Source organism: Arthrobacter cavernae (assembly GCF_017368795.1).
In the GTDB taxonomy this organism is placed as follows: Bacteria; Actinomycetota; Actinomycetes; order Actinomycetales; family Micrococcaceae; genus Arthrobacter; species Arthrobacter cavernae.
The window spans coordinates 147,470-167,611 of record NZ_JAFNLL010000002.1 but is presented as its reverse complement, the minus strand read 5'-3'; the positions used below and the strand labels follow the sequence as shown (position 1 = coordinate 167,611).

Sequence of the window (20,142 nt, the reverse complement as noted above, 5' to 3'; positions counted from 1 at the left end):
CTTGTCGTTGTGCTGGAGGTGCGGTCTTGGAGAAGCAGTGCAGGCCGGCTAGAGCGCGGCGCACTGTCCGTTGGTGGCGACGAGGTCGCGGATGCCCTGTTCGTCGCCTTGGGCCTTGAGCCCGTTGAGCAGCTCCGCCGTGATGGGCGTGCCGTCCGGAGTGGTGGTGACGGGGGTGAAGTCCGACGACGACGGCGCGGGCTGCTGCCCGGCCGCAGGGCTTGCGGGCTGCAGGCCGCCGGCTTGAAGGCCGCCGCTGGCAGTCCGCTGCGGCAGCAGGACGTCGTCGGCTTTCGGTGAGCCCTGCTTCAGGAGTTCCTGGACACGCGTATGGATCACGTCGAAGTCCGGGACCGTGGAGAACGAGGCGTCAAAGTCCGGCGGGCCGATGGTGAGGCGCTGGACCGGCTGGCCCTTGGACTTGATCGCCAGATCCACGAAGCTGCCCAGCTGTGCCGAGGAGATGTTGGACTCCACCACCTTGGTGCCCGCGTTGGCGATGTCCTCGAACTTGGTCAGCAGGGTTGCCGGGTCCAGCTGCTTGAGCATGGCCTGCTGCACGCACTGCTGGCGGGCAATGCGGGCGTAGTCGTCCACGAACTCGCGGGAGCGGCCGTACCAGAGCGCGTGGAAGCCGTCCAGGTGCTGCTCGCCGGCTGCGATCCAGCCTTCGGGCATGCCATGGATGCCGTTGATTTCGTCAACGGTCGGGCCGCTGATGGGCACCCAGCCGCCGGCCTTGATGCGGATGCCGCCCATGGCGTCGATGAGCTTGGCGAAGCCATCCATGTCCACCAGGACATAGGCCTGGACGGTGATGCCCAGTGTCCCGGACACGGCCTCCATGGTGGCCTGGGCGCCGGGGTCGGCCACTCCGGGGTAGAGGTTCTGGTAGTTGTTGGTGACCTCGGTGTTGATGGCGTTGATGAGGCATTCGTCGCCGCAGTCGTAGCCGTCAGGGTAGATCGCCCTCATGGGCGATTCCTCGCTGAACTGGGCGTTCTGCAGGTTTCGGGGGACCGAAATGATGGTGCTCTGGCCGGTCTTCGCGTCAACGCTGATCACGGAGAGGCTGTCCGGGCGACGGCCGGTGCGGTCGTCGCCGGCGTCCCCGCCCATCATGAGGAAGTTGTAGCGGCCGTCTACGGGATCGATGGCCGGGCCAGCGTTGAAGATGCTGCCGATCGCATTGCGGCTGACGTTGAGGACGTGGGCCAGATACCCCAGCGAACCGCTGCTGATGACCATGGCCGCCACCACGGTGATGCCTACAATCGGGCGCATCCCGGGTGCCAGGAGGGCCGGCCGGATGATCCTTAAGGTATTGATGAACAGCAAGGCCCAGCCGATGGCCAAGGCCACCAGCACCACGATCACCAGCAGCGAGGCCACCGGGTGCGTGACGATGTTCAGCAGCAGCGGCCGGTCCAGCAGCAGCACCAGGATGGCAAGCAGGGCCATGCCCCAGACTGTGAGGGTGATGCGGAGGGCCACGCGGCCCAGCCGCCGGTCCCCGGCAACCAGCTGGGCGCTGCCTGGTATGAAAACTGTCAGGAGGACCAGCACGAAGGCGCGCTTGGTACGGACCGGTGCGCTGGCGCCGGCCGGGTAGCGGACGGGATCAGTCAGTGTGCTCCCATGCGCCTGCGGTCTCTTCGTGCTGGTCGACATCAACGGTTCCTAACGGCCACTCCGTGCGGCGACATTGGCCTGCGAGAAGACTTCGGCTACTTTGTGGCGCAGGTTGGCGCCCTTCTTGGTGGCGACGTCGTTTAGGTCCTGGGCAAAATCCACGAGCTCCGAACGCAGGCTGATAGCGAGCTCGTCCGTGCCGGAGGCCAGAATGCGCACGGCCAGGAGGCCTGCGTTGCGGGCGCCGGCGATGGAAACCGTGGCCACCGGAACGCCGGCCGGCATCTGCACGATGGACAGCAGGGAGTCCATGCCGTCAAGGGTCTTCAACGGAACGGGCACCCCGATGACCGGAAGCGGGGTGACGGAGGCGAGCATCCCGGGCAGGTGGGCTGCGCCGCCGGCGCCGGCGATGATGACACGCAGGCCGCGTTCGTGGGCCGTCTGGCCGTAGCGGATCATTTCGGTGGGCATGCGGTGGGCGGAAACGACGTCGGCCTCAAAGGGGATGTCGAATTCAGCCAGGGCGTCTGCGGCTGCCTCCATGACGGGCCAGTCGGAATCCGAGCCCATGACCAGGCCGACGATCGGGGCGTTCTCTGAACTCATGCTGTCTCCTCGGGTGTGTTCTGAGCCGGCAAACGGCCGTTGCGGATGATGTCTGCCACCGCGGTCGCACGGCTGCGGATGGAGTCAAGCTCGGAAATGGAGGCCCCCACCAGGTTCACGTGCCCGATCTTGCGGCCCGGACGGACCGATTTGCCATAGCAGTGGACCTTGGCGGACGGTTCGAAGGAGAGAGCCATCGGGTAAGCGGAGAAGAGATCCTGGTTGTCGCCGCCCAGGAAGTTCTTCATGACCACCACGGGTCCCAGGGCATCCGTGGCACCCAGCGGCAGGTTAAGCACGGCCCGCAAATGCTGTTCGAACTGGCTCGTCACGGAGCCGTCCTGCGTCCAGTGGCCCGTGTTGTGCGGACGCATGGCTAGTTCGTTGATCAGGAATCCGGCGCCGACGCCCGGGGTTTCGAAGAGTTCGACGGCCATGACGCCGGTGACGCCGAGTTCGTTGGCGATGCGCAGGGCGGCTTCCTCGGCTGCTGCGGCAACTTCGAGGGGGATATCCTGTGCCGGGGCGATGACTTCATCGCACACCCCGTCCACCTGGACGGTGTGGACAACAGGCCAGGCCCGGGATTCGCCGTCGGGCGTCCGGGCAACCAAAGCGGAGAGTTCACGGCTGAACTCCACCTTGGCCTCGGCCAGGAGCGGGCTCATGGCCTCGAACCAGTCCGTGGTGCTGCGGGCGTCGTCGGGGGAGTCGACGATGCGCACGCCCTTGCCGTCATAGCCGCCGCGCGGGGTCTTGAGGACGATCGGCCAACCCGTCTCTTCGCCGAAGGCGACGAGTTCCTCCACGCCGTGCACTGCAGCCCAAACGGGGTTGGGCAGGCCAAGGCGGTCGATGGCGGCGCGCATGACGAGCTTGTCCTGGGCGTTGACCAGGGCGTCGGGACCGGGCTGCACGTTGACACCCGCTGCCTGCAGGGCGCGCAGGTGCTCGGTGGGGACGTGTTCGTGGTCGAAGGTCAGGACGTCCAGGCCCTTGGAGAACTCGAGGAGTGCTTCAAGGTCCTTGTAGTCGCCCACAGGGGCCATGGCCACGGCACCGACGGCCGAAACGTCGTCACCTTCAGCCAAAACGCGGAGTTCAAAGCCGAGAGCGGTGGCCGCCGGGGCCATCATGCGTGCGAGTTGGCCGCCGCCAACCACACCTATTACTGGAAAAGTCACAAGGTTCAGCCTACCGAACCAGCGGCGGGAACATGGATTCTGTGGCGCATGAACAACCGGGGCGCCTCGCGGACAGCCGGCCGGATCGCGGTCCCATCGGGCTCCTTCAAGGAATCGGCGCTAAAATGGCTGTGGCCCATCGGCCGCATATCAACGGCCATGGAGGGTCATGATCACCACACTCGCAGATCGCATCCGCGGATTCGCATCGCTTTTTTGGCGTGAAGTAGCCAAATTCGGCGCTGTTGGTGGCGTGGCTTTTGTCATTGACAATGGCCTCACGTACTACCTCATGCACGGCCCCATGGCCGACAGCCCCTCCAAGGCACGCTTTGTGGGGGCCGTGGTCGCCACGATTTTCTCGTGGATCGCGAACCGTTTCTGGACCTTCCGGCACCGCCGCCAGGACAATGTGCTGCGCGAATTCGTGATGTTCGTCATCATCAACGGCATCGGAATCGGCATTTCCACCGGTTTTACGGCGATCGCCAACTACTGGCTGCACGTCACGGACAAGAACATGCTGTTCGCTGCGGGTGTCCTGGGCATCCTGGTGGCCACGGTGGTTCGATTCTTCGCCTACCGCTTCCTGGTGTTCAACAAGGAACTGGACGAAGAGCCGGAGTTCTCGCACGACCACGAGCTCATCGAACTGCACCCCAAGCCCAAGCCGGGCGGAGGGGCTGGAGCGGACAAGGACGCTGCCGCGGTCAAGGAGCGCTGACGCGCTCGTTGTCCAGCAGGTGCTGGGTAACGTCAACATCCGGGTGGACCAGCACCACTGAGCCGTCCTGCTTCCATGCCCCGAGGGCCGCGGACAGGGCTGCTTCGAGTCCGTCGGCGGCGCGCACCAGCAGCCTGACGCCGGGCTCCTGCGCCTGCGCGAAGCCGTCAAGCAGGCCGCCGTGCCGGTGCGCGGCGGAACCCCGCAGCGCGGGCATCCCGTCGTCCGGCTCGTTGTGGGCCATGAAGACGTCGCCGTGCGAACGGACCTCCGCAGCGTAGTCGACGACGCCGGCCGGCAGTTCCCCGGGCCAGCGCATCGCGAGTGCCGCGAGTGGAACGGCGACCACGGCATTGAAGCCGCCCGGGCCTTCGTCCAGGGTATCCGTCACCAGAAGTTCGGCGTCGCCGCCGTCGAGGACCAGCTCCATGCCCAGCTGCCATCCGGCCAGCGCCCACACGAACGATTTCCAGTGCGCCGGCAGATCCACGCGCAGGCTCATCCCCGGTTCGGCGTCCAGCTCGTCCTGCAGCAGGTTGCTGGTCTTGGCCACCCAGTTGTCCAGGACGCGGCCGGACAGCTCCACGCGTTCGGAGTCCGGACCGTACCAGGTCAGCCGCGGGGAGGTCGCATGGCCGGACCGCAGTGCGGTCATCAATTTCGTCGCCGGAATGCTCATGGCTACATCTTGTCACGGCGCCGTGCAACAGGCTCGGAGAAATGTGAATTGCGCCACATTCGCGAGGGCGGGGGCTCCCGCTGCACGCTGCTGCCCATCTGGAATTTCCCTGAAATTCAATGAATCTGCATGCAAACTGATGCAAGGCCTCCGTTTCCCTCCTGCCCGGCCAAACGCGGGCGCAAAATACGGGGCGTGGCGCATCGCACGTTTCTACAGGAAGTTGATTATTATCCAGCGAGGCTTGACGCCTGAGTAGTTACACGCGTGTAATTAGGTATAGACCGCCGCTGCGGAAACATCAGGCACACAACCGAGTGTCGACGTTCAGGACAGCCGGTGCAACATCAGGAGGGGCGCCATGGGGCAAGCGTTGCCTATTCAGCAAGATGCAGTCGTCGCAGAACATGCGTCAGTGAAATACCGGTCACGGGGCGTGCCTGGGGATTGGTATGTCGATCCGGCCGATCCGGAAGCGGCGGACCGCTACAGTGACAACGTCCGGCAATCGCTTGAGGATCAGGCAACTGCCCTCCTCGCGGCACATGAGGCTTTGCTCGGCGAAACGGCAGCTCTGGACGATGATCTGGATGATCCTCCCATGGAGCTGCGCCGCCCTACTGAGAACCCCTCGCAACCGGTGTGGATCGGACTGCCCCGCCAGAACGACTTCGATGATGAAGGCGAACTTGGCTGGCAGGGCGATGCGCTCTGCGCCCAGACCGACCCGGAAGCCTTCTTCCCTGAAAAAGGCGGCTCCACGAGGGATGCCAAGAAGGTCTGCGGGGCCTGCAACGTCCGCTCGCAGTGCCTTGAGTACGCTCTGGCCAATGACGAACGCTTCGGTATCTGGGGCGGGCTGTCAGAGCGTGAACGCCGCCGGCTGAGAAAGCGAGCGGTCTGATTCACAAGGACGTTCACGTTACCGCCGTCGTGGTTTCACACGACGGCGGTAACTATCTCCCCAGGACCCTGGCGGCTTTGGCGGACCAGACGCGTCCGGCCGATGCCGCCCTTGCCGTTGACACGGGATCGGAAGACGACTCTGCGGAGTTGCTGCGCCGGGCCCTTGGCGCGGCGCATGTCACCAGCCATGTCGAGCCGAAGAGCGGCTTCGGCGGGGCGGTCGCACGCGCTTTGGACGGGCTCGCTCCGGCCAGCGATGACGGCACCGCCGAATGGATCTGGCTCCTGCACGACGACGCCGCTCCGGCGCCGGACGCACTGGCCGAACTGCTGCACGCCGTCGAGCGCGCGCCGTCGGTGACGGTGGCTGGCTGCAAGCAACTGGGCTGGGACTCCGCGCACCGCCTGGTGGATGTGGGCCTGTCCACGAGCCGCTGGGCTGAGCGGCTGACCCTGATCGACACCGACGAATTCGACCAGGGCCAGCATGATGCCCGCTCGGACACGTTCGCCGTGAATTCGGCAGGCATGCTGATCCGCCGCGACGTCTGGGAACATCTGCGCGGATTTGACCCGGCATTGCCCGGCAGCGGCGACGACGTCGACTTCTGCTGGCGCAACTGGCTCGCAGGCAACCGCGTGGTGGTGGTTCCCTCGGCACACATGTTCCACGCGGAGCGGCGGCCGTACGCGCTGGGCAACTTCGCCGCGGCCCGCAAGGCCCAGGTCCATCTGCGCCTGAAGCACACACCCGCATGGAAAGTCCCGTTCCATGCCATGGGTGCACTCCTCGGCAGCCTCCTGCGGCTGGTCCTGAGCATCATCGTCAAAGACCCCGGGCAGGGCTTTGCACATCTGGCGGCCACAGTTGCCGCCCTCGGACGGCCCTTGGCCATCCTGCGCGCCCGCCGCGCGGCGGCCAGGACACGACGCGTGCACCGCTCGGTCGTCAGGGGCCTGCAGACGCCGTACCGCGAGGTCCGGGCCCACCGCAGGTCCCTTCTTGAGACCATTGGGCTGGGCGATGATTCCCCGTCCGTTTCGGATCTGCTGGCCCCGGAACCCAGCGGCGACGCGCTTGACGACTTTGCGTCCCTGGCCACCAAGGAACGGGGCTGGGTCGGCGACGGCGCCGTGGCCGCGGTCCTGCTGGCCTTTGCCGCCTCCGCGGTGGGACTGCTCGGCCTGGCCCAGGCCACCGGGGCGAGCGGCGGCGGGCTGCTGCCCCTCTCGGAGAAAAGCTCGGACATCTGGGAGAACGCCTCCACCTGGTGGATCGGGCTCGGTGCCGGGCTCGCGGGCCACGGCGACCCGTTTGGCTATGTGCTGTGGTTGCTGTCCGTTTTCGGCTCCGGCGACGCCAACGCAGCCATGGTGTGGCTGCTGGTCCTTGCGATGCCGCTGGCCGGCCTGGGCGCCTGGTTCGCCGCCGGTGCGCTGACCACACGCCGGCGTTTCCGCTTCCTGGCCGCCCTGATCTGGTCGGGGGCACCTGCGCTCCAGATCGCACTGAACCAGGGCCGCGCCGGTGCCCTCGTTGCGCACGTCGTGATGCCGCTGCTGTTGCTGGCCCTGCTGCGCGCCTCCGGCACCGCGGTGGGCCAGGGCCGCTTTGCGCCGACGGCCCCGCGCGGACGGACCTCCGTCCCGGCGGTCATCAAACCGGGGATCAACGGTACGCCGTCCTGGGCAGCCGCGGCTGCGGCCGGCCTTGCACTGGCGCTTGTGACGGCGTCGGCGCCTTCCCTTGCAGGCCCTCTTGCCGTGGTCATCGTTTTGTGCGCCGTGATGCTCGGCCGACGCGGGCGCACCCTCTGGTGGTCCCTGCTTCCCAGCGCGGCACTGTTCGTTCCCTACGGGATCTCCGTCCTTGACCGGCCGCGCTCCCTGCTCGCGGACCCGGGACTGCCTCTCGGTTTTGAGGCCGCCCCCTTGTGGCAGCAGCTGCTGGGGCAGCCCCTGAAATTCGATCTCGACGGCGGACTGGCCGGCCTGGGCTGGTTCGGTCCGGGCCCGCTGCCCTGGGCGCTTATCCTTGCCCTGCTGATCAGCGGTCCGGTGCTGTTGTTGGCCATGGCCGCCCTGTTTGTCCCGGGCAAACGTACCAAGCTTGTGCGGCTCTTCTGGGTGGCCGCGCTGGCTGTCCTGGCCAGCGGCTGGCTGCTGGGCCACGTCGCCACGGGCGTCAACGGCAATGTGATGGTGGGTCCCTTCACCGGACCTGCTGTTTCAGCGGCCGGGATCGCCCTGCTGGGCGCAGCCCTTGTCGGAGCCGAGCAAGTGCTCGTCTTCGGCCGCCAGCCGGCGGGCACCTCGGGCAAGGGCCATGCTGTGTTGCGGGTGTTGTCCGGCGTAGGCCTGGTAGTGCTCCTGGCCGGTCCACTGGCCGGCATGGCGGCGTGGACGGCCCGGAATATGCTGCAGCCGGCGAACATCTCCGCTGCGGCGGCCAACGCAGCCGCAGGCACGCAGGGAACGCCGTCGGCCCTGGGAACCCTCCGTCTGGTCGGCCCGGCCGAAGCGGGCATCCTGCCGGCCACAGCCGTGGACCGCGGCCAGGGGCCCGAGCAGAGCCGCACCCTGATCATTACGGCCGGTGAGCAGGGTGCGTACACCTCTTCGCTGATGCGAGGCGCCGGCACCACGCTGGACGAACTGTCCACCGTGGCCTCTGCCCGGCCCATCATCGGGGCACCCGGACGCGAGGAAACCGCCGCCGACGACGCGGTGACGGCCTCGATCCGGACCACTGTTGCCACGATCGTGGCAGGCACAGGCGTGGATCCCCGGGCCGATCTTGAACAACTGGGCGCCGGGTTCGTGGTGCTCAAAGCCTCCGACTCTGCCGCGCAGCTGACGGCAAGCCGCATCGACGCCGTTCCCGGCCTGGTGGCAGTGGGGCAGACCGACGCCGGCTGGCTGTGGCGCGTCACGCCGCTCAGCCAGTCCGCGGCAACTGCCGCCGAGACCGCGCACCGGGTCCGCATCACCGATGCCAATGGATCCACGGTCCTTCTGCTGCCGTCCGGCAAGACTTCCGTGGACGCGGACATCCCGGCCGGCGACGACGGCCGGCAGCTTGTCCTCGCCGAACGTTCCGACCCAGGCTGGAGCGCCTGGCTGGACGGCCGGCCGCTCAAGGCGACCACGTCGGGCTGGGCGCAGGCGTTCGTCCTGCCGCCGGACGGAGGTGCACTGGAGGTCCGCTACAACAGCCCGTGGGCACCCTGGCTGGGCATCACGCAGGCCGCTGTGATCGGCCTGACCGCGCTCATGGCCGTCCCCATGCCTGCCCGGCGCACGCGGGCAACGCGCCCGCAACGACGAACCAGCCGTCCACGGGACGAGACGTCCCCCGCTAAGGAGTACAGCAGTGTCTGAGGACCAGGCCAAGGAAACAGCGGCCAAGGAGCCCCAAACCCAGGAGCCCAAGCAACCCAAGGAAACAGAGCCCCAGGAGCCCAGGCAGCGCCGCAAAGCCAAGGGCGCCGGCAGGGGCATCGTCACGGGAGTCCTGTCCGCCGTCGTGATCCTTGCCGCCGGTGGCGGCGTGATTTCGGCTGCTTCCCTGATGCCCGAATCCTCCGGCGGGCGGGCTCTGGAGATCCCGCAGGCCGACGTCCCGGCAGGCCATGCATTGGGCGTGTGCCCGGAACCGGCCAGGCTGCTCGCCGGCACGGCCGACGACACGGACGCGCAGTTCAACCCCGTGTCACAGTCCGCGAAGACCCTCCTGAACGCCGTGGTGCTCAGCAACGCCGCAGGCACGATTCCCGGCAGCGCAATCGTGTCCCTGGGCGGCGCGTCCATCGCCGAAATCGCCAAGAAGCCCACCAGCACGCCGTCACCGGTGGTGGGGCCCCCGGTCCTGGCCGCCGCAGTGGTGTCGGACCGGCCCGTGGCGTCCGCCACGGTGACCGGCGCCGAGGCTATAGGCAACGAGCAGGCCTCCATGGCGGCCCACCTGAACTACACAGCCACCGACGGCGACCTGCGCGGCGAAGCCGCCACCAGCTGCCCGCAGCCTGGCAACGATTCCTGGCTGCTCGGAGCCAGCACGGCCTTGGGTCGGACCGCCGTGCTCAACATCAGCAACGCCTCCGGGACCCCCGCCACGGCCAACCTGGACATCTTCGGCGCCAAGGGCCAGATCCAGGTGGCCGGCGCGCGCGGCCTGCTGGTCCCGCCCGGAACCACCCGCTCCATCAACCTCGGTGGCCTGGCCCCGGGCGAAGCCCAGCTCGCGGTGCGCCTGCGCAGCTCCGGCGGGCCGGTGGCCGGCACCATCCAGCAAAGCGTCTTGCGGGGCCTCACCCCGGGCGGCATCGAATTCTTGGCACCCGGGAATGCGCCGTCCAACGTCCAGGTCATGAGCGGCGTGGACATCCAGGATCCGGCCGCCGTCAAGGCGCTGGGCGTGACGTCCGGATTCGCGGATGCAAGCCCTGCCCTGCAGATCGCTGTTCCCGGAGCAGCCGACGCCGTGGTGCAGTTGCGCGTCATGGGCACGAACGGGGAGCGCCCCCTTCCCAATGGGGGAGCGGTGACGGCGAAGGGCGGTTCCGTGACGACGATTCCCTTGGACGGAGTGCCGGCCGGAAACTACACGGTCAGCGCCAGCTCGGACGTGGCTTTCGTGGCCTCGGCCCGGGTGACCCGCGGCCTCAAAGCCGAGGAAGCCGTCGACTTCGCCTGGTCGCCGTCGGCGGCCCGGCTGGGCAGCCAGCACATTGTGGCGGTCCCCCGCGAGGGGGAACGGTTCCTCAGCTTCGGAGTGCCGGAAGGCCGCGCAACCATCAGCCTCACGCCGGTGACCGTGGACGGCAAAGTACGCAAGACCACCACGTCAGATATCGCCGGAGGCACCACGGCCATGGTGAAGGTGCCCGAGAAAGTGGACGACGTCGTCGTGGCCGGCTACATCGTCTCGTCCGCCGGAGATGCGGCCTACGGGGCCCTGGTCCTGGGCCAGGCCGGCCGCTCAGACATCTCGGTCAATGCCATCCAGGACGGGGCCGCGGGGCATGAAAAAATCCCGGTGACGGTGGGCTACTAGGCTTTTGGGTTGCCGGGCCCGGCGTGCTGCCTACTGATAACGACGGCGGTAGACCGGGTCCAGCGTTTCCGGCGCCACGCCGAGCATTTCCGCGGTGTATTCCACCACGACGTCGTGCACCAGGTCCTGGAGTTCCTCAGGGCTCTGCGTGGCCTGCTCCACAACCCGCCGGTAGATGGTGATCATGGGCGCTTCGCCTCCGCTCGCCGGGGTGTAGGAGCCCATGGGTGCCGCTTCGCCCCGGGCCACAAGTTGCTCCAGCTTCGGTGGGATTTCATCGACGGCGAAGAGCACGCCGTCCAGCTGTTTGCCGCACATGTCCTGCAGCCGCTCGGCGGAATCCATGACGAAGTCGTCGAAGCGCTCACCACGGGTCCGGTGGCCGGGGAGGGTGGCAAGCATGATGTCCCCGCGCAGTCCGCGGCCATGGCGGTCGCGTCTGCGCTGCCGGAAGCCGCGTCCCGCGGCAGGGGTGCCCGCATCGGCCTGAGCGCCGGCGGCGTCAGTCAGCCGGATGGTGAAGCCCGGAATACGTGGCTGTGACTGCATATATCGACTTTAGTCCTGTCCCACGGCTGACGCGACACACCGGCCACCCGGGAAGGCGGGGCGGGGCGGCTTCCAGGGACGCGGAGGGCCGACGGCGGCCAATGTGCGTAATCCCGGGCGAAGGCCGCTAATCTGGGATGTTGTGGGTGCCATTCGCCAGTGTTCAAGATCAGCCTGCCGCCAGTCCGCGGTGGCCACTTTGACGTACGTGTACGCCGAATCCACCGCAGTGCTGGGCCCGCTGGCCACGTACGCGGAACCGCATTCCTATGATCTGTGCTCCCAGCATGCAGGGTCGCTCACCGTGCCCCGGGGCTGGGAGGTCCTGCGGCTCGCCATGCCGGCGAGACGTGCCGAGCCGGGCCCGGACGACCTCCTGGCCCTGGCCAGCGCAGTCCGCGAAGCCGCCTCGGTGCCTTCGGAAGACGCAGCACGCACGTCCCGCCCCCACCTTGAAGCCCCGGCCGTGGTCGAGGGCACACGGCGCGGGCACCTGCGCGTCCTGCGCGAACCCTCCTGAGCTGGACCCTCTTGAGGCGTCGCCGCGGCCGCTGACGGAATGTGTCACTGACTCCGTCCGGGGGCGCCCCCCGCTGTACTCTGGAAGCTCCATACCAGTCAGCCAGCGGCGCCAGAGGCGGCGCCACCCAGGGAGCTTCATCCATGCCAAAGGTCAGTCCTGAACTGTTGTCCATTCTGCGCTGCCCCGTGACGGGTTCACCGCTGGTCCAGGAAGGCGATGAGCTCGTCTCCACGACTGCAGGGCCCGACGGCGAAAAGGTCCGTTACGCGATTGAGGACGGCATTCCGCTGCTCCTGCCGCCGGAGCTGCTCGCGGCCGCCAACGCCGCCTCCTCCGGCCAGCACGACGGCGCAGCCAAAGCCTGACGCAACGCTCATTCCGACAGCAAACCACACGGCACAAGCAAGGGACTTCCATGACTTTCGACTACAAAGTGGCTGACATCAACCTCGCCGAGGCCGGCCGCCACCAGATCCGGCTCGCCGAGCACGAAATGCCCGGCCTCATGTCGCTGCGCGCCGAATTCGGCCCCACCCAGCCGCTCAAGGGCGCCCGCATTGCCGGCTCGCTGCACATGACGGTGCAGACCGCCGTGCTGATCGAAACCCTGACGGCACTCGGCGCCGAGGTCCGCTGGGCCTCCTGCAACATTTTCTCCACGCAGGATGAAGCGGCTGCCGCCGTGGTGGTCGGCAAGGGCACCCCCGAGGCCCCGCAGGGTGTTCCCGTCTTCGCCTGGAAGGGCGAAACGCTCGAGGAATACTGGTGGACCTCCGAGCAGATCCTCACCTGGCCGGGAGCCGATGTGAACCCCGAGCTCGGCCCCAACATGATCCTCGACGACGGCGGCGACGCCACGATGCTGCTGCACAAGGGCGTCGAGTTCGAAACCGCCGGTGCCGTGCCGGCAGCGGACGCCAACGATCCCGAGGAATATGTCCTCGTCCTCGACGTGCTGCGCAAGGCCCTCGCCGGCGATCCGCAGAAGTGGACCCGCATCGCGGCCCGGGTGGAGGGCGTCACCGAGGAAACCACCACGGGCGTGCACCGCCTCTACCAGCTGGCCGAACAGGGCAAGCTGCTGTTCCCGGCCATCAACGTCAACGACTCCGTGACCAAGAGCAAGTTCGACAACAAGTACGGCATCCGCCACTCGCTGCCGGACGGCCTCAACCGCGCCACGGACGTCCTCATGGGCGGCAAGGTCGCCGTCGTCTGCGGTTACGGCGACGTCGGCAAGGGTGCCGCTGAGGCGCTCCGCGGCCAGGGCTCGCGCGTCATCGTCACCGAGATCGACCCCATCTGCGCGCTGCAGGCCGCCATGGACGGCTACCAGGTGGCCACGCTGGAGACTGTGCTGGAACAGGGCGACATCTTCATCACCACCACGGGCAACAAGGACGTCATCATGGCCTCCGACATGGTCCGCATGAAGAACAAGGCAATCGTGGGCAACATCGGCCACTTCGACAACGAGATTGACATGGCCGGCCTCGCCAAGGTTCCCGGCGTCACCAAGGTCGACATCAAGGCTCAGGTCCATGAATGGGTCTTCGACTCCGGCACGGGCACCGAACGCTCCATCATCGTGCTGTCCGAAGGCCGCCTGCTTAACCTGGGCAACGCCACGGGCCACCCCTCCTTCGTGATGAGCAACTCCTTTGCAAACCAGACCATCGCGCAGATCGAGCTGTGGACCAAGAAGGACCAGCCCGCAGCTGAGCGCGAGTACGGCAATCAGGTGTACGTCCTGCCGAAGATCCTCGACGAGAAGGTTGCCCGGCTGCACCTTGGCGCCCTGGGCGTGGAGCTGACCGAGCTGAGCAAGGACCAGGCGGATTACCTGGACCTCGACGTCGCCGGTCCGTACAAGCCCGAGCACTACCGCTACTAGGACCCCTGTGGCCGCGATCGGCCGGGGCTGCCTCAAGGGCAGCCCCGGCCGATCGGCTAGAATTGATGGGTCAGTATTGGATACCGGCCTGCTTGCTGGGGACATGGAGACTGGAATCATGACGGACGTCAGGAAACGGAAGACGGGCAAGATCCTCGGCATTGTGGGGATCTGCGCGGCAATCGCGGCCGGCGGAATCGGCATAGCGACGGCGCCGAACTGGGCTGGAGGCACGCAGACCAATGCCGGCTCGTCCCAGGGCAGCGGCGAGGGTCAGGACGTGGTCGTAAAGCCCGTCGAACTGGGCATCACACCCCTTGATGGCGCCCGCGAATGGAATCCCGTCGCCGGACCCCAGATCAAAGCCGTCAACGGCACGCTCAAGGATGTTGTCCTGGCTCCCTTGAAGGGCGGCACTCCCGTCAAGGGCTCTACGAGTGCCGACGCCAGCTCATGGACCACCCTGGAACCGCTGAAATTCAACACAGAGTACAGCTACGCTTTCACGCTCGTTGACGGTGCCGGCCGCGAGACCCGGAAGACCCAGACCTTCACCACAGTCTCGGCCGCCAACGAAGCCGACGCCTCGATCTACCCGAGCAACGGATCCACGGTGGGCTCAGGGCAGCCGATCGAAATCAACTTCAGCGAACCCGTGGCCGACAAAGCCGCCATGGAGCAGCTCGTCAAGGTCACAGTTTCCTCCGGTCAGCCCGTGGCCTGGCACTGGTATTCCAACCAGAAGGTGCGCATCCGCCCCGAGACCTTCTGGGCCTCCAACACCCAGGTCACCGTGGACATGAAACTCCTGGGCGTTGACTTTGGCAACAAGATGATCGGCAACGGCAACGTCACTTCTTCCTTCACCACAGGCCCGCAGCGTGTGGCCGTTGTAGACGACGTCACCAAGACCATGAACGTGTACTTCGACGGCCAGCTGGTCAAGACCGCGCCCGTCACGCTGGGCAGCCCCGACTGGTTGTCGCCCACGGGCTACGCCGTGATCATGGAGCAGGAGCGCCACTCCAAGTTCAACGCAGGCAGCATCGGCCTCAAGCCCGGCGACAAGGGCTACTACCCGCCGCTCGTCGTGGAGTACGCGAACCGGCTCACATCCTCCGGCGTTTACGTTCACCAGGCCCTTGAATCTGCTTGGGGCGCCGTGGGCCGCTCCAACGTCTCGCACGGCTGCGTCGGGCTGCTGCCGGCAGACGCCGCCTGGTTCTTCAACAACATGTCCACGGGCGACGTCGTGCAGGTGCTGAATACGGGAGCCCCGGCCGTGGAGCCGCTCGAAGGCTTCGGGGACTGGAACATGGCCTGGGCCAGCTACGCCCAGCGCTGACCGCGCTTCCTACTGCTGGAAGGGCAGTTTGTTGAGCCGTCCGGCGATGGCAGCGCTGCGCTCCTCTGTCCGCTGGAGCCGCGCAAGTTCGCGGTTCCGGCGTTCGCCCAGGACTGCCCCGAGGTAGTCTTCCGGCCTGGTGCCTGCCGGAGGCGGAGGCGCCACGTACGCTGCAAGCTCGGTAGCCAGGGAAGCTGCCAGGCTGTCCCGCGACGCCGGTGCCATGTGGTGGGCCTGCTGCACGAACTGCGCGGCCCGGCGTGCCGTGGCATCCGGGACCCTGCCGATGTCCGCCGAGGACACCCATGCCTGCAGGTACGGCGGAGCGAAGGACAGGATCCGGCGCTCGGCAGGGACACGCAAGCGAAGGGAGTAGGTCCCGGCCGCCACGTCACCGAGCCGCTTCGACTTGTCGCTGAACAAAGCCACGGCGATCGCGAGGCCGCCAAACGTCAGGTAGACCTCCACGAAACCGAGCAGGCCCCGGATCACCGCATGCCGGAAACGGATGGAACCGCCGTCGTCGCGCACAATCCGGAGCCCGGCAGCAAACTTGCCGAGCGAGCGGCCACGCGTGATCGTCTCCACCGCCACGGGGACGATCACGAAGGAAAAGACCACCGCCACCAGTACGAGTGCCCGGAGTGCCGCTTCATCGAGCTCGCCAGCCGCCATTCCGATCAGCAGAATAAGCCCGATCAGCAGGACCGTGTGGACGATGACGTCGAGGACGAGTCCCAGGGCGCGCACGCCGAACGACGCCGGGCGCAGTTCCAGGACCACCGCTTCCCCGGTAATGATTGGACTCAAGCCGGCCCCCACTGCCTCGCACGAAGAGCAGGACCGTCCGGCCCCGCTGCAACGAGTCTAGCCCTGCGGTCCGGGCAGCGGATCCCCTCGCGGCGCGCGCGGAGGCAACGCCGGCGCCGTGTCCGGGGGCGGCAGCAAGGCACTAGGGTGGTGCCGTGGACATCGATGCCTTCTCGGCCGTGAACAGCGGCAAATGGTCGCGCCTGGACGAGCTCGGGCGCAGGCGCCGGCTCAGCGGTGCCGAGGCCGACGAACTGCTGCGCCTCTACCAGACCGTGTCCTCCCACCTGTCCCTCATCCGCTCGGTGGCCCCGGAAAGTGCCCTGTCGGCGTCATTGTCGGCGGCGCTCGCCCAGGCCCGGACGCGCTTCACCGGCGCGCGCTCCAACTTCATGGAGTACCTCGCCCGCTTCTTTGTGATCGCGCTGCCCGCCGCCTTCTACCGGCTACGCTGGCTGACCATCTGGTGCGGCCTCTTTTTCGTCCTGGTGGGCGGTGCCTATGCCCTCTGGATCGGCCTGTCACCCGAGGCGCTCAGGGCCATCGGCAGCAGCGCCAAGGTCCAGCAGTATGTGGACGAGGACTTCATCGACTACTACTCGGCGAACCCGGCGGCCTCCTTCGCCGGGGCGGTGTGGACCAACAACGCGTGGATCTCGGCGCAGGCTGTTGCCCTGGGCATCACCGGATTCTGGGTGCCCATGATCCTGTTCGCCAACGCGCAGGGCGTGGGAGTCGCGGCGGGCATCTTCGCCGCGACGGGCAAGCTGGACGTCTTCTTCAGCTACATCCTGCCGCACGGCCTCATGGAGCTCACGGCCGTCTTTGTCGCCTGCGCCGGCGGCCTGCACATCTTCTGGGCCATGGTGCGGCCCGGCCCGCGGACCCGGCTGCAGGCCGTGGCCGACGAAGGCCGCTCGCTCATCACAGTGGCCTTGGGCCTGGTGTTCGTGCTGCTCATCTCCGGCCTGGTGGAGGCCTTCGTGACGCCGAGCCCGCTGCCGGTCTGGGCCAAGCTGCTCATCGGGGCGGTGGTGCTGGCGGCGTACTGGACGTACACACTGGTGCTGGGGCGCCGGGCCGTCCGTGCCGGGGCCACCGGTGATCTGGACAGCAACGACGCTGGCTACTCACGGATCGCCGCCTGAACCGCCAAGGATGGCTTGCAATCGTGCGCGGACCGGGGTGGCTCCTCGTCCGCGCCCAAGGGCTGGCGGTAGGCTCGAAGACAGAAGAGTGCCGGGCCTGAACGGTGTGCCGGCGCGTGTGTTGCCTAGGGAAGAGAAGCTGACGTGAGCGAGAATCGCCACATACCGAAGGATCCGGACATGGATGCCCAGGGCGACAACGACGAACCCGCATTCGAGTGGATGACGCCCAAGGCCGCCGGGGAGCCCAAGCCGGCCACGGGGGCCACACCCGCCGCGCAGCCCGGCAGCCGCGCGGACCGAAAGGCGGCCGAAGCCGCGGACACCATGCCGGAACCGCCGCTGTTCGCGGATGCCTCCACCACTGCGGAAACCTCCGGCAAACCGGACTTGTTCTCCGAGCCGCTGCCGACGTCGTCCCTTCACATCCGGCCGCCGGAAGCCGAAGTGGCCCGCCGCAATGCCGAACGCGAGCAGGCTGCCAACGCCAAGCCTGCGGCGCCCCGCGTCTTCCAGGTCCTGCTGGCCGTGTTCTACCCCGTAATCCTGCTGGTGCTCGCCGTGCGTGCCGTGACCAGCGCCCTGTTCCTGTGGGTGGAATACAACCGCCCGGGCTTCCCCGGGGACGGCTACGGCTTCAGCACCGAAGACCGCATGACCTATGGTTCGTACGCCATGGACTACCTCAGCAACTGGGCGGGGCCCCGCTACCTGGGCGATCTGGTGGGCCAGGACGGCAGCAAGCTGTTCAAGGGCAGCGAAGTGGCCCACATGGCGGATGTGAAGCTGGTGATGCTCTCGTCCTTCGGTGCCGGTGCCCTGCTGATCGTCCTGAGCATCATTGCCATGATCTACCTGCGCAAGCGCAGCAACGGCGGCATCCGGCGCGGTCTCTTCGCCGGCTCCATCGTCACCCTGGCGGTCATCATCGGACTCGGCGTGCTGGGGGTCATGGGCTGGCAGCAGTTCTTCACCGAATTCCACCGGATCTTCTTTGCCAGCGGCACCTGGACCTTTGCCCTTGACGACACCCTGATCCGCCTCTTCCCGGGGCAGTTCTGGATGGACGCAGGCATCGCCATCGCGGCCCTGGTGTTCGTGGCAGCGACCGCGACCCTCGTGTTGACGTGGCCCACGCGCCGCCGCCGAGGGCTGTCGGCCCGGGATTCGGACGCCCAGGACGGCTCGGCCCAGGACGGTGACTCCGGCGACGCGCTGTCCCAGGACACGGCCGCGGATGAACCAGGGGACGCCCCGGCAGGCATGGAAGCCACGGAAAACCGCAAATAGCACCCTAGATCCATGACGGCATCCACATCCGCAGACGCCAGTCCCGGTAGGTGATCACTTCCGCGGTCCAGACGGGGTAGAAGTACGCTGCCGCCACCACTGCGAGCACCACCGCGACTGCAACCACATGCAGGCCCCAGCGGCGGCGCCACGGCGGATCGCTGCTCCTGCCCAGGACCAGCCCCAGGGCGTACGTGAGGGCCAGGACCAGGAACGGTTCGAACGAGACGGCATAGAAGAAGAACATGGTGCGGTCCGGATACATGAACCACGGCAGATACCCGGCAGCGACGCCGGCCAGGATCGCCCCGGCACGCCAGTCGCGCCGCCCGGCCCACCAGAACAGCAGCACCACCAGGGCAATCGTAGCGCCCCACCAGAGCACGGGATTGCCCACAGACAGGATGGCGGAGGAACAGTTGGATGCTTCGCAGCCGGCCGTGCCCTGGGCAGGGGACTGGTAGAAGAAGGACGTGGGGCGGCCCATGATGACCCAAGTCCACGGACTGGCCTCGTAAGGGTGGTCGGAGCTGAGCCCTTGATGGAACTTGTAGGCCTCAAGGTGGTAGTGCGTCAGGGAACGGATCCAGCCGGGCACCCAGCCCCATTCCCTGGAGGGGTTGTCCGCCGCCCAGCGCCGGTAGTAGGCGTCCTTGGACGCGAGCCAGCCCGCCCAGGTGCAAAGGTAGGTGAAGGCGGCCACGGGGATCATGGTGAGGAAAGCCGGGATGCCGTCCTTGATGATGGCCGCGCTGGGCCAGCTCCTGATGCCGGCAATGCGCCGCGCACTCATATCCCAGAACACCGTCAGCATGCCGAACGCGGCAACAAAGGCGAGCGCAGACCACTTGGTCCCCACGGCCAGGCCCAGACAGATTCCGGCGGCAAGGCGCCACCAGCGCATTCCCAGCCACGGCCCGGAGGACAGCGCCAGGGCGGACGGGATGCCGTCCTTGGCGGTGGCGGCCGCGGCGGCGAGCCGGGCCGCCAGCCGGCGCCTGCCGTCGTCGCGGTCCATCAGCAGCGCGCCGAAGGCGGCCAGGATCCAGAACATCAGGAAGATGTCCAGCAGCGACGTCCGGGACATGACCAGGTGGTGGCCGTCGACGGCCATGAGCAGCCCCGCCACGGCAGCGAGCAGGTGCGAGCGCAGCAGCTTCAGCGCGATCACGGAGAGCAGGAAGATGGACAGGGTTCCCGTGAGGGCGGCACCGAAGCGCCAGCCGAAGGGATTGTCCGGGCCGAACAGCCACATGCCGAAGGCGATCATCCACTTGCCGACCGGCGGGTGCACCACATATTCGGGGGTGTCCAGCAGCACGCCGGGGTTGCCCGCATTGAAGGAGTCATTGGCCTTGCTGGGCCAGTTGCGCTCGTAGCCGCTTAGCAGATACGAGTAAGCGTCCTTGACGTAATACGTCTCGTCGAAGACCAGGCTGTGCGGGGAGTCGAGGCGGACGAACCGCAGGATCCCGCCCAGCGCCGCCGTGAGGGTGGGGATGAGCCAGAACCACAGCCGTAGCGACGGCGGGTAGTCCCGCCAGCCCTGGAGGGTGCCGACCAGCCGGATCCGGAGTGCCGCGGCGCTGTACGCCCCGTCCGGCCGGGCCATCCAGTCATGACCGCCGAGTCCGCGGCCGGGCAGGTGGACTTGCACCGGGGGTGCCGCCGTGGCCGTGCCCGCCTCCGCAGTTCCGGATGGGGCGCTGGGAACGGGGGACTGGGTCACGCAGCCCATGCTACCTTTTGCGCCCCCGTCCCAAGGCCTGCTGCGGCGTTGCGGGCCCTGCGGC

The 20,142-nt window shown here is 67.5% G+C and carries 17 protein-coding genes; 10 read left to right on the top strand and 7 right to left on the bottom strand.

Going from position 1 to position 20,142, the window contains the following annotated elements; genetic code table 11:
* Positions 1-48: 48 nt before the first annotated feature.
* From J1902_RS00720 to J1902_RS00710, 3 genes are read right to left on the bottom strand one after another with little or no spacing between them, the layout of a single operon-like run.
* Positions 49-1,671 carry an LCP family protein gene (locus J1902_RS00720; protein ID WP_207614270.1) on the bottom strand — a complete coding sequence of 541 codons (1,623 nt, stop codon included), beginning with the start codon at positions 1,669-1,671 and terminating at the stop codon, positions 49-51.
* A gap of 9 nt (positions 1,672-1,680) precedes the next feature.
* Entirely contained in the window at positions 1,681-2,241 is a 561-nt protein-coding gene (gene purE / locus J1902_RS00715; RefSeq protein WP_207614269.1) for a 5-(carboxyamino)imidazole ribonucleotide mutase, read from the bottom strand.
* Entirely contained in the window at positions 2,238-3,425 is a 1,188-nt protein-coding gene (locus tag J1902_RS00710) for a 5-(carboxyamino)imidazole ribonucleotide synthase (RefSeq protein WP_207614268.1), read from the bottom strand. Before J1902_RS00710 ends, purE begins: the two co-directional genes overlap by 4 nt.
* 169 nt (positions 3,426-3,594) lie before the next feature.
* Between J1902_RS00710 and J1902_RS00705 the strand changes: the two genes are divergently transcribed.
* The gene (locus J1902_RS00705; protein WP_207614267.1) at positions 3,595-4,149 is read left to right on the top strand and encodes a GtrA family protein; all 555 of its coding nucleotides are present in this window, start codon (positions 3,595-3,597) and stop codon (positions 4,147-4,149) included.
* On the opposite strand, the gene J1902_RS00700 is transcribed toward J1902_RS00705, so the two are convergent.
* The gene (locus J1902_RS00700; protein WP_207614266.1) at positions 4,136-4,828 is read right to left on the bottom strand and encodes a TIGR03089 family protein; all 693 of its coding nucleotides are present in this window, start codon (positions 4,826-4,828) and stop codon (positions 4,136-4,138) included. The genes J1902_RS00705 and J1902_RS00700 overlap by 14 nt on opposite strands.
* 361 nt (positions 4,829-5,189) lie before the next feature.
* Between J1902_RS00700 and J1902_RS00695 the strand changes: the two genes are divergently transcribed.
* Genes J1902_RS00695 through J1902_RS00685 form a run of 3 tightly spaced genes read left to right on the top strand, consistent with a single transcriptional unit; the run spans position 5,190 to position 10,790 of the window.
* Complete coding sequence (locus tag J1902_RS00695; RefSeq protein ID WP_207614265.1) at positions 5,190-5,732, top strand: WhiB family transcriptional regulator; 543 nt, start codon at positions 5,190-5,192, stop codon at positions 5,730-5,732.
* A 29-nt stretch (positions 5,733-5,761) separates the two neighbouring features.
* Positions 5,762-9,115, top strand: coding sequence for a glycosyltransferase (locus tag J1902_RS00690; protein WP_207614264.1), 3,354 nt, complete (start codon positions 5,762-5,764; stop codon positions 9,113-9,115).
* The gene (locus tag J1902_RS00685; RefSeq protein ID WP_207614263.1) at positions 9,108-10,790 is read left to right on the top strand and encodes a DUF5719 family protein; all 1,683 of its coding nucleotides are present in this window, start codon (positions 9,108-9,110) and stop codon (positions 10,788-10,790) included. The genes J1902_RS00690 and J1902_RS00685 overlap by 8 nt, the downstream gene beginning before the upstream one ends.
* Before the next feature lie 30 nt (positions 10,791-10,820).
* Here J1902_RS00685 and J1902_RS00680 read toward each other — a convergent pair whose 3' ends face one another.
* Positions 10,821-11,339 carry a metallopeptidase family protein gene (locus tag J1902_RS00680; protein WP_207614262.1) on the bottom strand — a complete coding sequence of 173 codons (519 nt, stop codon included), beginning with the start codon at positions 11,337-11,339 and terminating at the stop codon, positions 10,821-10,823.
* A gap of 142 nt (positions 11,340-11,481) precedes the next feature.
* On the opposite strand from J1902_RS00680, the gene J1902_RS00675 reads away from it, so the two are divergent.
* From J1902_RS00675 to J1902_RS00660, 4 genes are all read left to right on the top strand, one after another.
* On the top strand, positions 11,482-11,859 hold the full coding sequence (locus tag J1902_RS00675; protein WP_207614261.1) for a DUF3499 domain-containing protein: 378 nt from the start codon (positions 11,482-11,484) through the stop codon (positions 11,857-11,859).
* A 143-nt stretch (positions 11,860-12,002) separates the two neighbouring features.
* A complete protein-coding gene (locus J1902_RS00670; protein ID WP_207614260.1) occupies positions 12,003-12,227 on the top strand; it encodes a Trm112 family protein in 225 nt (74 codons plus the stop codon).
* A 50-nt stretch (positions 12,228-12,277) separates the two neighbouring features.
* The gene (gene ahcY / locus J1902_RS00665) at positions 12,278-13,756 is read left to right on the top strand and encodes an adenosylhomocysteinase (RefSeq protein WP_207614259.1); all 1,479 of its coding nucleotides are present in this window, start codon (positions 12,278-12,280) and stop codon (positions 13,754-13,756) included.
* 118 nt (positions 13,757-13,874) lie between these two features.
* Positions 13,875-15,101 carry a L,D-transpeptidase gene (locus J1902_RS00660; protein WP_207614258.1) on the top strand — a complete coding sequence of 409 codons (1,227 nt, stop codon included), beginning with the start codon at positions 13,875-13,877 and terminating at the stop codon, positions 15,099-15,101.
* 9 nt (positions 15,102-15,110) lie between these two features.
* Here the strand turns inward: J1902_RS00660 and J1902_RS00655 are convergent, their stop codons facing one another.
* Positions 15,111-15,911, bottom strand: a complete 801-nt coding sequence (locus J1902_RS00655; protein ID WP_207614257.1) for an RDD family protein — start codon at positions 15,909-15,911, stop codon at positions 15,111-15,113.
* A 155-nt stretch (positions 15,912-16,066) separates the two neighbouring features.
* On the opposite strand from J1902_RS00655, the gene J1902_RS00650 reads away from it, so the two are divergent.
* On the top strand, positions 16,067-17,059 hold the full coding sequence (locus J1902_RS00650; protein ID WP_207614256.1) for a stage II sporulation protein M: 993 nt from the start codon (positions 16,067-16,069) through the stop codon (positions 17,057-17,059).
* Positions 17,060-17,239: 180 nt separating this feature from the next.
* Positions 17,240-18,349 (top strand): TIGR01906 family membrane protein, encoded by a 1,110-nt coding sequence (locus tag J1902_RS00645; RefSeq protein ID WP_207614544.1) that lies wholly within the window; start codon positions 17,240-17,242, stop codon positions 18,347-18,349.
* Positions 18,350-18,353: 4 nt separating this feature from the next.
* Here the strand turns inward: J1902_RS00645 and J1902_RS00640 are convergent, their stop codons facing one another.
* The gene (locus J1902_RS00640; protein WP_207614255.1) at positions 18,354-20,087 is read right to left on the bottom strand and encodes a dolichyl-phosphate-mannose--protein mannosyltransferase; all 1,734 of its coding nucleotides are present in this window, start codon (positions 20,085-20,087) and stop codon (positions 18,354-18,356) included.
* Positions 20,088-20,142 lie beyond the last annotated feature (55 nt).

What these genes read in the sequence shown, in the direction of transcription:
- J1902_RS00720 (WP_207614270.1), bottom strand. Translation starts at nt 1,671, where the DNA reads ATGTCGACCAGCACGAAGAGACCGCAGGCGCATGGGAGCACACTGACT.
- purE (WP_207614269.1), bottom strand. Translation starts at nt 2,241, where the DNA reads ATGAGTTCAGAGAACGCCCCGATCGTCGGCCTGGTCATGGGCTCGGAT.
- J1902_RS00705 (WP_207614267.1), top strand. Translation starts at nt 3,595, where the DNA reads ATGATCACCACACTCGCAGATCGCATCCGCGGATTCGCATCGCTTTTT.
- J1902_RS00700 (WP_207614266.1), bottom strand. Translation starts at nt 4,828, where the DNA reads ATGAGCATTCCGGCGACGAAATTGATGACCGCACTGCGGTCCGGCCAT.
- J1902_RS00695 (WP_207614265.1), top strand. Translation starts at nt 5,190, where the DNA reads ATGGGGCAAGCGTTGCCTATTCAGCAAGATGCAGTCGTCGCAGAACAT.
- J1902_RS00680 (WP_207614262.1), bottom strand. Translation starts at nt 11,339, where the DNA reads ATGCAGTCACAGCCACGTATTCCGGGCTTCACCATCCGGCTGACTGAC.
- J1902_RS00670 (WP_207614260.1), top strand. Translation starts at nt 12,003, where the DNA reads ATGCCAAAGGTCAGTCCTGAACTGTTGTCCATTCTGCGCTGCCCCGTG.
- ahcY (WP_207614259.1), top strand. Translation starts at nt 12,278, where the DNA reads ATGACTTTCGACTACAAAGTGGCTGACATCAACCTCGCCGAGGCCGGC.
- J1902_RS00660 (WP_207614258.1), top strand. Translation starts at nt 13,875, where the DNA reads ATGACGGACGTCAGGAAACGGAAGACGGGCAAGATCCTCGGCATTGTG.
- J1902_RS00645 (WP_207614544.1), top strand. Translation starts at nt 17,240, where the DNA reads ATGGATGCCCAGGGCGACAACGACGAACCCGCATTCGAGTGGATGACG.
- J1902_RS00640 (WP_207614255.1), bottom strand. Translation starts at nt 20,087, where the DNA reads ATGGGCTGCGTGACCCAGTCCCCCGTTCCCAGCGCCCCATCCGGAACT.